Source organism: [Bacillus] caldolyticus (genome assembly GCF_003595605.1).
GTDB classification, from domain to species: Bacteria; Bacillota; Bacilli; order Bacillales; family Anoxybacillaceae; genus Geobacillus; species Geobacillus thermoleovorans.
Genome location: NZ_CP025074.1, coordinates 447,709 through 462,103, shown reverse-complemented (window position 1 = coordinate 462,103; position 14,395 = coordinate 447,709). Strand labels below are relative to the sequence as shown.

At 54.3% G+C, this 14,395-nt stretch carries 11 protein-coding genes and 1 other RNA gene; 11 read left to right on the top strand and 1 reads right to left on the bottom strand.

Going from position 1 to position 14,395, the window contains the following annotated elements; all coding sequences use genetic code 11:
• Positions 1-92: 92 nt before the first annotated feature.
• The 7 genes from CWI35_RS02480 (at position 93) to CWI35_RS02445 (ending at position 9,994) form a co-directional block, all read left to right on the top strand.
• On the top strand, positions 93-2,276 hold the full coding sequence (locus CWI35_RS02480; protein WP_011231029.1) for a malate synthase G: 2,184 nt from the start codon (positions 93-95) through the stop codon (positions 2,274-2,276).
• 188 nt (positions 2,277-2,464) lie between these two features.
• Positions 2,465-3,682, top strand: coding sequence for an NAD(P)-dependent malic enzyme (locus CWI35_RS02475; RefSeq protein ID WP_014195679.1), 1,218 nt, complete (start codon positions 2,465-2,467; stop codon positions 3,680-3,682).
• A gap of 6 nt (positions 3,683-3,688) precedes the next feature.
• On the top strand, positions 3,689-4,477 hold the full coding sequence (locus tag CWI35_RS02470; protein WP_011231031.1) for a fumarylacetoacetate hydrolase family protein: 789 nt from the start codon (positions 3,689-3,691) through the stop codon (positions 4,475-4,477).
• 175 nt (positions 4,478-4,652) lie between these two features.
• A complete protein-coding gene (locus CWI35_RS02465) occupies positions 4,653-5,438 on the top strand; it encodes an IclR family transcriptional regulator (protein ID WP_031213154.1) in 786 nt (261 codons plus the stop codon).
• A gap of 246 nt (positions 5,439-5,684) precedes the next feature.
• Complete coding sequence (locus CWI35_RS02460) at positions 5,685-7,961, top strand: DEAD/DEAH box helicase (RefSeq protein WP_014195681.1); 2,277 nt, start codon at positions 5,685-5,687, stop codon at positions 7,959-7,961.
• An 83-nt stretch (positions 7,962-8,044) separates the two neighbouring features.
• Positions 8,045-9,310, top strand: a complete 1,266-nt coding sequence (locus tag CWI35_RS02455; protein ID WP_014195682.1) for a ribonuclease H-like domain-containing protein — start codon at positions 8,045-8,047, stop codon at positions 9,308-9,310.
• A 438-nt stretch (positions 9,311-9,748) separates the two neighbouring features.
• The gene (locus CWI35_RS02445) at positions 9,749-9,994 is read left to right on the top strand and encodes a CotD family spore coat protein (RefSeq protein WP_014195684.1); all 246 of its coding nucleotides are present in this window, start codon (positions 9,749-9,751) and stop codon (positions 9,992-9,994) included.
• A 42-nt stretch (positions 9,995-10,036) separates the two neighbouring features.
• On the opposite strand, the gene CWI35_RS02440 is transcribed toward CWI35_RS02445, so the two are convergent.
• Positions 10,037-10,231: a hypothetical protein gene (locus tag CWI35_RS02440; protein WP_014195685.1), complete on the bottom strand. Its 195-nt coding sequence runs from the start codon at positions 10,229-10,231 to the stop codon at positions 10,037-10,039.
• Here CWI35_RS02440 and gpsB point away from each other — a divergent pair.
• The 4 genes from gpsB (at position 10,230) to CWI35_RS02420 (ending at position 14,372) form a co-directional block, all read left to right on the top strand.
• On the top strand, positions 10,230-10,526 hold the full coding sequence (gene gpsB, locus CWI35_RS02435) for a cell division regulator GpsB (RefSeq protein ID WP_011231037.1): 297 nt from the start codon (positions 10,230-10,232) through the stop codon (positions 10,524-10,526). The genes CWI35_RS02440 and gpsB overlap by 2 nt on opposite strands.
• Positions 10,527-10,625: 99 nt before the next feature.
• Positions 10,626-11,022: RNase P RNA component class B (rnpB, locus tag CWI35_RS02430), an RNA gene on the top strand.
• 147 nt (positions 11,023-11,169) lie between these two features.
• Positions 11,170-12,312: a THUMP domain-containing class I SAM-dependent RNA methyltransferase gene (locus CWI35_RS02425; RefSeq protein ID WP_014195686.1), complete on the top strand. Its 1,143-nt coding sequence runs from the start codon at positions 11,170-11,172 to the stop codon at positions 12,310-12,312.
• A gap of 122 nt (positions 12,313-12,434) precedes the next feature.
• Complete coding sequence (locus CWI35_RS02420; protein WP_011231040.1) at positions 12,435-14,372, top strand: ATP-dependent DNA helicase; 1,938 nt, start codon at positions 12,435-12,437, stop codon at positions 14,370-14,372.
• Positions 14,373-14,395 lie beyond the last annotated feature (23 nt).

The following is a 14,395-nucleotide window of genomic DNA, read 5'->3' as shown; positions in this document are numbered from 1 at the left end:
GATTGCCAGTCATTTCGTTTCATGGTATCATCTTTTTAGAGAAATTGAGAAACGATGTTTCGTAATAAGAAACAAGAGAGGGGAAGAGAATAATGGGCGAATACGTACAAAAAGGGAACATCCAAGTCGCCAAAGTGTTGTACGACTTTGTCAACGAGGAGCTTCTGCCGAACAGCGGGTTGGATCAAGACAAGTTTTGGAGCGATTTCGGCGCGCTCATTTCCGACTTGACGCCGCGCAACAAAGAATTGCTCGCCCGCCGCGACGAAATTCAAGAAAAATTGAATGAGTGGCATAAAGCGCATCGCGGCCGCTTTGATTTTAACGAATATAAAGCATTTTTGACAGACATCGGCTATTTGGAGCCGGAAGTCGAGGACTTTGAGATTACGACCGACAATGTCGATGATGAAATTGCCGTGCAAGCCGGGCCGCAGCTCGTCGTTCCGTTGACGAACGCCCGCTATGCATTAAACGCTGCCAACGCCCGTTGGGGCAGCCTGTACGACGCGCTGTACGGCACCGATGCCATCAGCGAAGAAGACGGCGCCGAGCGCGGTTCGTCGTACAACCCGGTGCGCGGGGCGAAAGTCATCGCCTACGGGCGGCAGTTTTTAGATGAAGCGGTGCCGCTGGCGCAATATTCCCATAAAGACGCTGTCCAGTACGCCATTGTTGATGGCCAGCTTGTCGTGACGACAGAAGGCGGGGCGACGACGGGGCTGAAAGAGCCGGAAAAATTCGTCGGCTTCCAAGGCGACCCGCAACATCCGACAGCGGTGTTGCTGAAGAACAATGGCCTTCACATTGAAATTCAAATCGACCGCGAGCATGCGGTCGGAAAAACGGATCAAGCCGGGGTCAAAGACATTGTCCTAGAAGCGGCCGTGACAACGATCATGGACGGTGAAGATTCGGTGGCGGCCGTTGACGCCGAAGACAAAGTGCTCGTTTACCGCAACTTGTTTGGTCTCGTTAAAGGCGATTTGACAGCGACATTTGAGAAAAACGGCAAAATCATGACGCGCTCCCTGAACCCGGATCGCGTATACAAAACGCCGGATGGCGGGGAGCTCGTGCTGCCGGGCCGTTCGCTCATGTTCGTGCGCAACGTCGGGCACTTAATGACGAACAACGCGATCTTGCATGCGAATGGCGAGGAAGTGCATGAAGGGATCATGGACGCCGTCATTACAAGCTTGATTATGAAACATTCGCTCATCGGCAATACACGCTACTTGAATTCGCGCAAAGGTTCCATCTACATCGTCAAGCCGAAAATGCACGGATCGGCGGAAGTGGCGTTTGCCAACGAGCTGTTTGACCGTGTCGAAGATATGCTCGGCCTTGAGCGGAATACGATTAAAATCGGCGTGATGGACGAGGAGCGCCGCACGTCGCTCAACTTGAAAAACTGCATCTACCAAGTGCGCGACCGCATCATTTTTATCAACACCGGCTTCCTCGACCGGACCGGAGACGAAATTCATACGTCGATGGAAGCGGGGCCGATGCTGCGCAAAAACGAGATGAAATCATCGACTTGGCTGCAGGCGTATGAAAAATCGAACGTCGCCGTTGGGCTTGCCGCCGGCTTCCGCGGCCGGGCGCAAATCGGCAAAGGAATGTGGGCGATGCCGGATTTGATGGCAGAAATGCTGAAGCAAAAAGGAGCGCAGCTCAAAGCAGGCGCCAATACGGCATGGGTGCCGTCGCCGACAGCGGCCACGCTCCATGCGCTTCATTACCATCAAGTGAACGTCTCCGCTGTGCAAAGCGAACTGGCGAACGATCGGAACGATTATCGCGACGACATGTTGCAAATCCCGGTCGTTGACCATCCGCAATGGACAGCGGAAGAGATTCAAGAAGAGCTCGACAACAACTGCCAAAGCATTTTAGGCTATGTCGTCCGCTGGATCGACCAAGGGATCGGCTGCTCGAAAGTGCCGGACATTCACAACGTCGGACTGATGGAAGACCGGGCGACGCTTCGCATCTCGAGCCAAATTCTCGCCAACTGGCTCCATCATGGCATTTGCACGAAAGAGCAAGTGCTTGAGACGCTCAAGCGGATGGCGAAAGTCGTCGACGAACAAAACGCCGGCGATCCGAACTATCGTCCGATGGCGCCGAATTACGATGATTCGGTGGCGTTCCAAGCGGCGTGCGATCTCATTTTCCGCGGCTATGAACAGCCAAACGGCTATACCGAGCCGATTTTGCACCGCCGCCGTCAAGAAGCAAAAGCGAAATTTGCCGCCATTCAGCAATAAACGCCAAAAGCTGTATAAGGAACAAGGGATGGATGACCTTGTTCCTTCCTATCTATTATGATCAGAAAATTAAGAAAATAAATGGAGAAAGGAGGCAGCTCCTAGTTACTACTGGCCGGTTGTCAAACGCAAAGCAGCACAAAAGGCGGTACAAGGGGATGGGGAAGGCTAGTAGCTAGGGATCAGTGATGGAACATTTGCGAGAACGAGCGTTGCTTGTCCATCGGCAGGCAAGAGGAAAGCTGTCAGTTGAAGTGAAAGTGCCGGTCGTGAATGCCAGTGATTTAAGTCTCATTTATTCGCCGGGAGTGGCTGAACCGTGCAAAGAAATTTACGTCGACCAAGACGAAATGTACAACTATACAGTGAAGGGCAATTTTGTCGCCGTCGTCTCGAATGGCACGGCGGTGCTTGGGCTTGGCAACATTGGCGCGCGGGCGGCGCTTCCGGTCATGGAAGGGAAAGCCGCCTTGTTCAAAGCGTTCGCCGGGATCGATGCCGTGCCGCTTTGCCTCGATACTGAAGATCCGGAACAAATCATTCAAACGGTCAAGTTGCTGGAACCGGCGTTTGGGGGCATCAATTTGGAAGATATCGCCGCCCCCGCCTGCTTTGTCATTGAAGAGCGTCTTCGCCAAGAGATGGCGATCCCGGTGTTTCATGATGATCAGCATGGCACGGCGATTGTCGTGGCCGCTGGGCTGACGAACGCCTTGAAAGTGGTTGGCAAACAGCTTGCCGATTGCCGGGTTGTCATCAACGGCGCCGGCGCTGCCGGGGTGGCGATCGCCAAATTGCTGCTGTCGATCGGAGTCGGCGAACTGATCGTTTGCGACACAAAAGGAGCGATTTATGAAGGGCGCTCGCATGGGATGAACGCTATCAAGGAAGAAATCGCCCGGCAAACGAATCACCGCCGTATCTCCGGGACGCTTGCGGACGTCATTCAAGGCGCGGATGTGTTTATCGGTGTCTCGGTTGCTGGGGCGTTGACGCCGGCGATGGTTCGGACGATGAACCGCGGGGCGGTCGTATTCGCCTTGGCCAATCCGGTGCCTGAGATCATGCCGGATGAGGCAAAAGCCGCCGGCGCCGCCGTGGTCGCGACCGGCCGGTCGGATTTGCCGAACCAAGTGAACAACGTGTTGGCGTTCCCTGGCATTTTCCGCGGCGCGCTCGATGTGCGGGCGACGCAAATTAATGAGGCGATGAAAATTGCCGCTGCCGAAGCCATCGCCGGGCTCATCCAGCCGGAAGAGCTGACGGAAGAGTATGTCATCCCGAACCCGTTTGACCGGCGCGTCGTCGAGGCCGTCGCTTCCGCCGTCGCCCGTGCCGCCATGGAGACCGGGGTGGCTCGAGTCAAGGAAAAAGTTGAGGAACAAAATCGTGTCAGAGAGGGGTAGCCATCGATGAAATTTGCCCGTTTTCTCGCTGATGGCGCGATTCGCGCCGGTGTGGTGAACGGTGAAGTGATCCGCGAAATCGAAGGAAATATGTTCACCGCTTGGGATTATACGGGAAACGTATTTCGCTATGATCGCGTTTCGCTCGTGGCGCCGCTTGCGCCGCGCCATGTGATCGGCATTGGCGCCAACTATGTGGCCTCCAGTGAACAGCTGCCGGTGGAACTGCCAGATATTCCTGTCTTTTTCTTTAAACCATCCTCGTCGGTCGTCGGGCCGGAAGCGGAGGTGGTCATTCCGAGCGGGGTTGGTGAAGTGAAATTTGAATCCGAGCTGGCGGTTGTGATCGGCAAAGAGGCAAAACAGGTGAGCGAAGAAGACGTGTGGTCGTATATTTTCGGCTATACGGTCGCCAACGATGTCACCGCGCCGCAGTTTTTCCACCCGGACGGCCATTGGACGATCGGAAAATCGTTCGATACGTTTACACCGCTCGGCCCGGTCATTGAAACAGAGCTCGATCCTCGGGCTGTATCGGTGAAAGCGCGGGTCAATGGTGAAGAAAAGCAGAACAGCTCGACCAAGCTGATGATCATTTCCATCAGCAAAATGATTTCGTATTTGTCTCATGTCATGACGCTGCAACCGGGCGACGTCATTTTGACGGGAAGCCCGGTCGGCGCCGAGCTTGTCGGCCCGGGGACGGTCATTGAATGCGATGTGGACGGCATCGGCACGCTCCGCAATACGTTCGTCGCCGCCAAAGCGCCAGCCGTTTCCATCCAACGTTCATAACGAACCTGCGGCATCTCTGGGCCAAACAAGGCATCAGGCGCGTCCTGACGGTGAATACGTTCCGTCCGTTAAGGCGGCGCTCGCTGCCATGCGCGCCTGCGCTGCTCTCCCGCCTGCAAAAGCCCGGCTGTTCGTGTATAATGGCGAGCGGAGAGAACAAATCGAGGTGAATGCGATGGAACGAGAAAACACGGTCAAATCGGTCCGCCGGGCGCTGCAAATTATCGAAATCGTCAGCACGAAAAAGGACGGGCTGGGCGTGACGGAAATCGCGAAACAAATGGACATCAACAAAAGTTCGGTGTACCGCATTTTAACGACGCTTGCCCAATACGGCTATATCGAACAACATCCGGAAACGGAGCGGTATAAGCTCGGCTACAAGTTTTTAGAGCTCAGCTCAAAGCTGCTTGATTCGATCGATTTGCGCCAAGAGGCGAAGCCATATTTGCGCGAGCTCGAAAAAGAAACGAACGAGGTCATCCACCTCGTCGTCTATGATCAAGGGGAAGTCATTTATATTGAAAAATTGGAAGGAACGGAGACGCTGCGCATGCACTCCAAAGTCGGCAAGCGGGCTCCGATGCATTGCACGGCGGTCGGCAAGGCCATTTTAGCCCATTTGCCGCCCGCGGTGGCTGCAGAGATCATCGATCGGAAAGGACTGCCGAAGCATACCGATTGGACGATCACCGACCGCGAGGCATTTTTCCGCGAACTTGAGACCGTCCGGCAAAACGGGTATGCGCTTGACTTGGAAGAAAACGAGTACGGTATCCGATGTGTTGCCGTTCCGATTTTTGACTATACTGGCGGCGTCGTCGCGGCGATCAGCGTTTCCGGCCCGACGATCCGCATGACGGACGACCGCATCACATCGCTCACTGTGCGCATGCGGCAGATCGGCAAAGAACTGTCGGCAAGGCTCGGCTATCGTGGAGCCCATTCCGTCCAGCTGTAGCGGCTGGACGTTTTTTTTGTGCCAAGAAGAATGACCTATGTGGATGCCGCCTTGGCGGGGAAGATGAGAGGAAGGCGTCCTTTTTCCAAAACCGTTCAGATACAATCGAACGTTCTGTCGTTCGGCCGGCTCCGATATATCGGTTGTCTGCCAGTTTGAAACGAGAGAGGACTGCCTCTTGGTGGGCGTTTTTTGTAGTGCAAACAAACGGAATGCATGTAAAATAGAAACGAGGTGATATGCGACGTGAAAAAACAGACGCTGTCGGAATGGATCGAACAGCTTCGCCAAGATCCGAATGTCGTGCATTGGCATGAAATCGAACCGAAAGAAGCGAGTTTCGTTCCGTTTCCAGACGAACTCGATCCGCGGCTTGGCGCGGCGCTCAAAGCGCGCGGCATCGCTTCGTTGTATACGCACCAGGCGGCCGCTTATGACGCGGTCCAAAGCGGGCGGAACATTGTCGCCGTGACGCCGACCGCTTCAGGGAAAACGCTTTGCTACAATTTGCCGGTGCTCGATGCCATTGCCAAAGAGCCATCGATCCGCGCCCTGTATATCTTTCCAACGAAGGCGCTCGCTCAAGATCAAAAAAATGAACTAAACGAGATCATCGCCGAGATGGGGGTGTCGATTTACAGCCATACATACGACGGCGACACGGCGCCGGCGCTGCGGCAAAAAATCCGTCAAGCGGGCCATATTGTCATCACCAACCCAGATATGCTCCATACGGCCATTTTGCCGCACCATACGAAATGGATTTCTCTTTTTGAACAGCTGCGCTACGTCGTCATCGATGAACTGCATACATACCGCGGCGTATTCGGCAGCCATGTGGCGAACGTCATCCGCCGCTTAAAGCGCATTTGCGCCTTTTACGGGAGTCGACCAACGTTTATTTGCACGTCGGCGACGATCGCCAATCCGAAAGAGTTGGCGGAGCGGCTGATCGGTGAACCGGTGGCGCTTATTGACAACAATGGGGCGCCGCGCGGGCGGAAATATTTCGTGTTTTACAATCCGCCGGTTGTCGAGCGGACGATGAACATCCGCCAAAGCGCGACAAAAACGGCCGTTGAGCTCGCAAGACAGCTGCTTGTCAACCGCATTCCGACGATCGTTTTCGCCCGCAGCCGCGTCCGTGTCGAGTTGATTTTAAGCCATTTGCAGGCGGGGGTGAACGAACGAATCGGCGATACGACGATCCGCGGCTACCGCGGCGGCTACTTGCCGAGCGAGCGGCGCGCCATTGAAAAAGGGTTGCGCAGCGGGGAGATTATCGGTGTGGTGAGCACGAATGCGCTCGAGCTCGGTGTTGATATCGGCCAATTGCAAGCGTGCATCTTAACAGGGTATCCGGGAACGATCGCCAGCACGTGGCAGCAAGCCGGGCGCGCCGGCCGGCGCCAGGGCGATTCGCTCGTTGTGATGATCGCAAGCGCAAGCCCCCTCGATCAGTACATCATCTCCCATCCAGAATACTTTTTCGCCCGCTCGCCGGAGGCGGCGCGCATCAACCCGGACAATCTGCTCATTTTGGTCGATCATATCAAATGCGCCGCCTATGAGCTTCCGTTCCGGCGCGGCGAGACGTTCGGCGGCGTCGAGGTCGAAGAGGTGCTCGACTTTTTGGCCGAGCAAGGGGTGCTAAACGAACGCGCTGGGCGCTGGCACTGGATGAGCGACGCGTTTCCCGCGCATGATATCAGTTTGCGCTCCGCGGCTCAGGAAAACGTCGTCATCATCGATATTTCCGACACCGCCCACCATCGCGTCATCGGCGAAATGGACCGCTTCAGCGCGATGACGCTGCTTCATGATGAAGCGATTTATTTGCACGAAGGAGCACAATACCAAGTTGAAAAGCTCGACTGGGAGGAGAAAAAGGCGTACGTCCGCCAAGTCGATGTTGAATATTTTACGGACGCCAATTTGGCTGTCCGGCTCGATGTGCTGTCGGAAGACCGGAGCGAAACGCGCGGACAAATGGCGGTGCGTTACGGTGATGTATCGGTCCGAGCGATGGCGACGATTTTTAAAAAGCTGAAGCTGTCGACGTTTGAAAACATCGGATCAGGGCCGATCCGCCTTCCGGAGGAAACGCTTCATACGTCGGCGGCGTGGATCGAGTGGGAGGCGGTGCCGTCACGGTTTTCCCCGGCGCTGTTTGAACAACTCCTTGTCGGCATCGCCAATGTGCTTGGTCATCTCGTGCCGGTGTTTGTCATGTGCGACCGCTCCGATCTTCACGTCGTGCCGCAGCTTAAGGCGCCGCATTCCGGACGGCCGACGATTTTCCTTTATGATCGCTATCCAGGCGGAGTCGGCCTGTCGGAGGCGGTGTTTGAACGGTATGAAGAGATCATGAAACATGTGAAAGAATGGGTCAAACGCTGCCCGTGTGCGGACGGCTGCCCATCGTGCATCGGCATTTCAAGCGCTGACGGACCGTCGTTGAAGCGCGAACTTGTCCAGTTTTTGGACGAACAACTTGCCGTTTGGGCCGGTCCGTCCGTTTAAGCGTCGTCATGCGTGTTTTTGCCGAGTGTGGGAGAATCAACTTATAGAAGCAAGCCGAGGTCAAGCAAGGAGGGGGTGAACGGATGAAGCCGAAGTTGGCGCAATGGAAAGAATTGCTTGCCGCCCGGCATAAAAAGGAGAACGATGAAGAAAAAGAAGAGGAGAAACCGGACGGACGACCTGTGACGGACGTGCCGTATGCCGACGTTTGGCGGGAGTACGGCGCCAAGCCGTATTGGTTTGCCGGCGATTACTGCCTCATTCGGGAAACGGTGTATCCGCTTGACTATCAGCACGGCCGCTATCGGCTCGGAGCGCTGTATGAAGTGCACGAAAGATGGCAGGAAGCGCCGTTTTCCCATCCGCTCTCCTGCCGCGGCTTTGCCGTTAGCGACTTATTCTTTTTTGACACGGAGACGATGGGACTTTCAAGCGGGGCGGGAAACATCATGTTCTTGCTTGGCCACGCCCGCATTCTTGGCGATTTCGTCATCATCCGCCAGCACCTTCTGCCATACCCAGGGGCGGAAGTGGCGCTCTATCAAAGTTTTTTGTCTGACGTCGATTATACGACGCTTGTTACCTATAATGGAAAAGCGTTCGACTGGCCGCGCCTGAAAACGCGCCATGCGCTTGTCCGCAACATGGTGCCAAAACTGCCAGCGTTCGGTCATTTTGATTTGTATCACGCCGCCCGCCGCTTATGGAAAGACAAATTGGATTCGCTGCGCCTTTCGGAAGTGGAGCGGCACATTCTCTATGTCGAGCGGGGCGATGATGTGCCGGGCTTTTTGGCGCCGATGATGTACAAGGAGTTTTTGCAAACGCCCCATCCAGACCGGCTCATGCCAGTATTGCGCCATAACGAGCGCGACGTGTTGTCGCTCATTGCTCTCTACATTCACCTATCCGTTCAGCTGCTTGAAGCGGACCGGCTCGCTGACCCCAAGGAGCAGTTGGCCGCCGCCCGTTGGTTCGAAGCGGTCGGGGAAACAGCGGCGGCAAGGGGGGTGTACGAGGAGGCGAGCGGCAAAGGGGCGAAGGAAGCGCAGACGGCGAAATGGCAGCTTTCTCTTTTATACCGAAAAGAAAAACGATATGAAGAGGCTGCTCTCCTTTGGCGCGACTTGTTTATCCACGGAAATGGCTATTGGAAGGCGAAGGCCGGGCTTGAACTGGCGAAGGTGTATGAACATTATTTCCGGGATGCGGCCGAAGCGCACCGTTATGCCGTTATGGCATATGAAGCGTGGCGGTCGCTCGCTAGGATGAGCCGACAACATAGCGAGAAAGAAGAAGCGGAATGGCGCAGGCGGCTCGCGCGGCTTGAACGCAAGAAAAACGGGTGAGAACTCGTCCATTTCCCTGGCAAGCGCAAAATATGACAGAAAACGAAAATGTTTCGTCTTTTTGTTGTGAATCTTGTAGAAAAAAGAAAAAACGTGTACAATGGCATCGGAATGAACGAAAACGATGGCAGGGAGAAGAAGACGATGCGGAGCATGTACAAAAAAATTTTGTATCTCTTTTTTATTGTCGTCGGTTTGACGTTTGTCGTGTTCAATTATATCTATTAATGAACGTCAGAGAGGCCGGCGCCGCATAACGGATTCAAAAAGACGAATGACTATGCCAAAACGTCCGAAGCACCGGAGCGAGAGAGCCGGTAGATTGTTGGCGCGAATGGCTCTTCAAAATGGGTGTTTATACTAGTACGAGTCCACTCCGTTCATCATAGGCTAGTATTGTCAAGCAACAGCCTAAATTGATGAAAGGAGAGGAATATGATGCATTGCCTGCCGAATGTAACGGCGCCGATCGTTCATCCGCCTCGTTGCAACGTTTTGCATCATTTCGAAGCAACGATTGTGCCGCATATCCATCCATCGCATACGATGCATGTTTATCATCACCTGTATGAACATCAACATTATTTCCCGCATACGGAATCGGCGGTGGCTCAGGCTGCCAATCGCCATCTGTACTGCCCGGGTCCGGGACCGATGCCATTTCCGCCGTTTCCGCTGCGATAGTAAGGGCCAAAAACAGAAGCCGCTTTGTCGGCTTCTGTTTTTTTACGGATGGAAAACGCCGGCAGCCGGCGGCGTTTGGGCGGGAGGACGGCGTTTCGGCGCCGCCGGGAAGTCTGCGTGGGCGCCATGCGGCTTCCCGATCGATGCGGCAAGCCAACCGTCAATTGACAACCGGCTGAATTTCTGAAAAAATAAAGAGAAGATGATCGTTGAATGCGGATTGAGGTGAAAAGCCATGTCAGCCCATCAAGTGAAACTGACGCCGAAAGACATTTTAGAAAAGGAATTTAAGGTAAGCATACGGGGGTACAACCAAGACGAAGTGGATCAATTTTTGGATCTCATTATTAAAGATTATGAAGCATTTCAGCAAGAAATTGACGAGTTGCGCCAGGAAAACGCCCGGCTGAAGCGGCAAGTCGAGGAGCTTCAAAAACGGCCGGCGATGTCGGCGGGAACGACGAACTACGACATTTTGCAGCGCCTTTCCAACTTAGAAAAGCATGTGTTTGGCCGGAAACTGTATGAATAACCAGCCGGCAGGGCGAAGTTGATGCAGGGATTTCTAATTTTTTCTTCTTGATTCTCACACCAAGATCAGCTATACTGTAAGATGCTCGCAGCGTTAATCATGTTCGGGTAATCGCTGCGGCCGGTTTCGGCCGTAGAGGAAAGTCCATGCTCGCACGGTGCTGAGATGCCCGTAGTGTTCGTGCCTAGCGAATCCATAAGCTAGGGCAGTCTGGCTTCGGCTGGGCTGACGGCGGGGAAAGAACCTACGTCCGCATGCGGATATGGTTCGATTACCCTGAAAGTGCCACAGTGACGCAGCTCTAAGGGAAACCTTAGAGGTGGAACGCGGTAAACCCCACGAGCGAGAAACCCAAATGATGGTAGGGGCACCTTCCCGAAGGAAATGAACGGAGGGAAGGACAGGCGGCGTACGCTGCCTGTAGATAGATGATTACCGCCGGAGTACGAGGCGAAAGCCGCTTGCAGTACGAAGGTACAGAACATGGCTTACAGAACATGATTAACGCGGTGATTGGAATCGTGGGAAAGCCCTCCTGCAGGAAGGAGGGCTTTCTCTTTTGTGTGTTTTCCTTCCATATGACTATAATGGAAGTATAGGCCATGAATGAGGATACATACATCTATCAGATAGGGGGAACAGGATGACTTCGTTTTCGCTGATTGCCACGGCCGCGATGGGGCTCGAATCAGTCGTCGCGGAAGAAGTGCGCCGGCTTGGCTATGAGTGCCAAGTGGAGAACGGCAAAGTGACGTTTGAAGGCGATGCGCTCGCCATTTGCCGGGCCAACCTTTGGCTGCGCACCGCTGACCGCGTGAAGCTGAAAGTCGGTGAGTTTCGAGCGACGACGTTTGAGGAGTTGTTTGAACAAACGAAGGCGTTGCCATGGGCCGATTACTTGCCGAAAGATGCCGAGTTTCCGGTGATCGGGAAGTCGGTCAAATCAACGCTGTTCAGCGTTTCCGACTGCCAAGCCATTGTGAAAAAGGCAGTCGTCGAAAGCTTAAAAGCGCGCTATCATTTGTCGTGGTTCCCGGAAACCGGGCCGTTGTATCGGATCGAGGTGGCGCTTCACAAAGATATCGCTACGTTGACGATCGATACAAGCGGCGCCGGGCTGCATAAACGCGGCTACCGTGCTCGCCAAGGGGAGGCGCCGCTAAGAGAGACGCTCGCGGCCGCCTTAGTGTTGCTCACCAATTGGACGCCCGAGCGCCCGTTCGTCGATCCGTTTTGCGGGTCGGGCACGATTGCCATTGAGGCGGCGCTGATCGGCCAAAACATCGCCCCAGGGTTTAACCGGGATTTCGTCTCGGAGCAATGGCCGTGGATCGGGGAATCGGTATGGGAAGAGGCGCGCCAAGAGGCGGAACAGATGGCGCGTTACGACCAACCGCTTGATATTTGCGGGATTGACCTTGACCCGCACATGGTCGAGATCGCCAAGATGAATGCAGCCGAAGCGGGGCTTTCCGATCTCATTTCTTTTCGGGAGGGCCGCGCCGAGCAGTTTCGGACCGATGCACAATACGGGGTGATCGTCGGCAACCCGCCATACGGCGAACGGCTTGGCGAACAACGGGAGGTCGAAGCGCTCTATCGCGCCATCGGCCGCGCCTTCGCCGCCTTGGATACGTGGTCGGTGTACATTTTAACCGCCCACCGCGGTTTTGAAACGCATTACGGCCGCCCGGCGACGAAGCGGCGCAAACTGTTTAACGGCTTTATTGAAACCCATTACTACCAGTACTGGGGGCCGCGGCCGCCGCGCGAAGCTCGAAGTTGACTTCTCGGCGGCCATCGATCATAATATTGTTTTGTTACTAGGGATCGAGCGCGCAACAAACTTGTTGCGCGCTTATGCATGATATGCCGGGGGAGTTTATGCCAATTGGAGGGGTGGCGACGATGGGCCATGAACGTTATCCGTTTGTTGTAGAAAAAAATGAAAACTTTTTTGATAAGTTGAGCCAGTGGATCGGCGATGTTTTTTATGACATTTTGCCGGAAGCCGGCTTTGAGCTGCGCGACGAGCAAATTTATATGGCGTTTCAGCTCGAGCGGGCGTTTCGAGAAAAAAAGGTGATCTTCGCCGAAGCGGGAGTTGGCACAGGGAAAACGATCGTGTATTTGCTGTATGCAGTCTGCTACGCCCGCTATACCGGCAAGCCGGCCATTATCGCCTGCGCCGATGAGACGCTCATTGAGCAGCTCGTCAAAAAGGAAGGCGATATTGCGAAGCTATCCAACGTGCTCGGGCTGGAAATCGACGTCCGGCTGGCGAAATCGCCAGATCAATATTTATGTTTGAATAAACTGGAAGAAGTAACGACGTATGACGATGACGACATCGAGCTGTATGAGCAAATTTACGATGAACTTCCGGCCTTCGTCCATGACAACAAACCGCTGCAGTCGTTCTACCGCTACGGCGACCGAAAAGAATACGCCCACCTGACTGATGAGCAGTGGAAAAAAATCGCCTGGGATCCGTTTCAAGACTGTTTCACGTGCGAAAAGCGGCATCGCTGCGGACAGACGCTTTGGCGCGACTATTACCGGAAGGCGGCGGATTTGATCGTCTGCTCGCACGATTTTTATATGGAACATGTTTGGACGTATGAAGCGCGCAAGCGGGAAGGACAGCTGCCGCTGTTGCCGGAAGCGAGCTGTGTCGTGTTTGACGAAGGGCATTTATTGGAGTTCGCTGCGCAAAAGGCGTTGACATATCGAATGAAAGAGACGACGCTTGAGACGTTGCTGACACGTCTTCTTGAAAACGACATCCGTGAAGAGCTCGCCTATTTAATTGAGGAGACGCTGGAGACGAGCACGCGCTTTTTTGATGAGCTGAAAGCGTGCGCGAAAGACGTTCCGGGTTCGAACCGGAAAGAAATTTTGCCGTCGCCGCGTCTTGAACAATGGGCGAAGCGGCTCCGCGGCCAAATGGTCGAAATCGGCAACGAGCTTGTGTTTGAAAGCGAGACGTATACGATCGATCATTACCAGCTGAACATTGTGGATGAATATTTGGACCAAATCCAGTATTCACTCGATTTGTTTTTGAAAAACGCCGACGCCATTACGTGGCTTGAGTCGTCGCGTCAAGAGGCGACGTTTGTCGTCATGCCGCGCACCGTTCAAGAAGTGTTGCGCGAAAAAGTGTTCAGCAAACGAATGCCGTTTATCTTTTCGTCAGCGACGCTATCGAGCGGAAAATCGTTTGCCTATATCGCCCAAAGCTTAGGCATTGATGACTATTTATCGTTCAGTGTGCCGTCGCCGTTTGATTACGACGAACAGATGACGATTTTTATGCCGACGTTCCGCGCGGATGAGACGCTGTTTGCCAAAAAATACGCATATGCGCTTGAAAAATTGCGCGAAACCGGAGGCCGGGCGCTCATCTTGTTCCCGACGCGCGAGGAGCTTCTTCAGTTTAAAGAGGCGGCAGCCGGCGAACCATTTTCGTTTTTGTTTGAAGGCGACCGTGAAATCAGCGATTTGGTCGCCGAGTTTCAGCGTAACGAGGAAACGGTGCTTTGTTCCGAACATTTATGGGAAGGACTTGACATCCCGGGGCCGTCGCTTTCGAACGTCATTATTTGGTCGCTGCCGTATCCGCCGAATGATCCGGTGTTTCAGGCGAAGCGAAAAGCGTATAGCAACCCGTTTTGGGACGTCGATGTGCCGTATATGCTTCTTCGCCTTCGCCAAGGAGTCGGACGGCTCATCCGCACGCGCGATGACCGCGGCATTGTTTCCATTTTCGTCACCGACAGGGAAGATGAACGGGTCATTGCGGCGATCAAAGACGTGTTGCCGACAGCGGTGAGGGAAGAATGATATTCTTCCCTTTTTCATTTTCC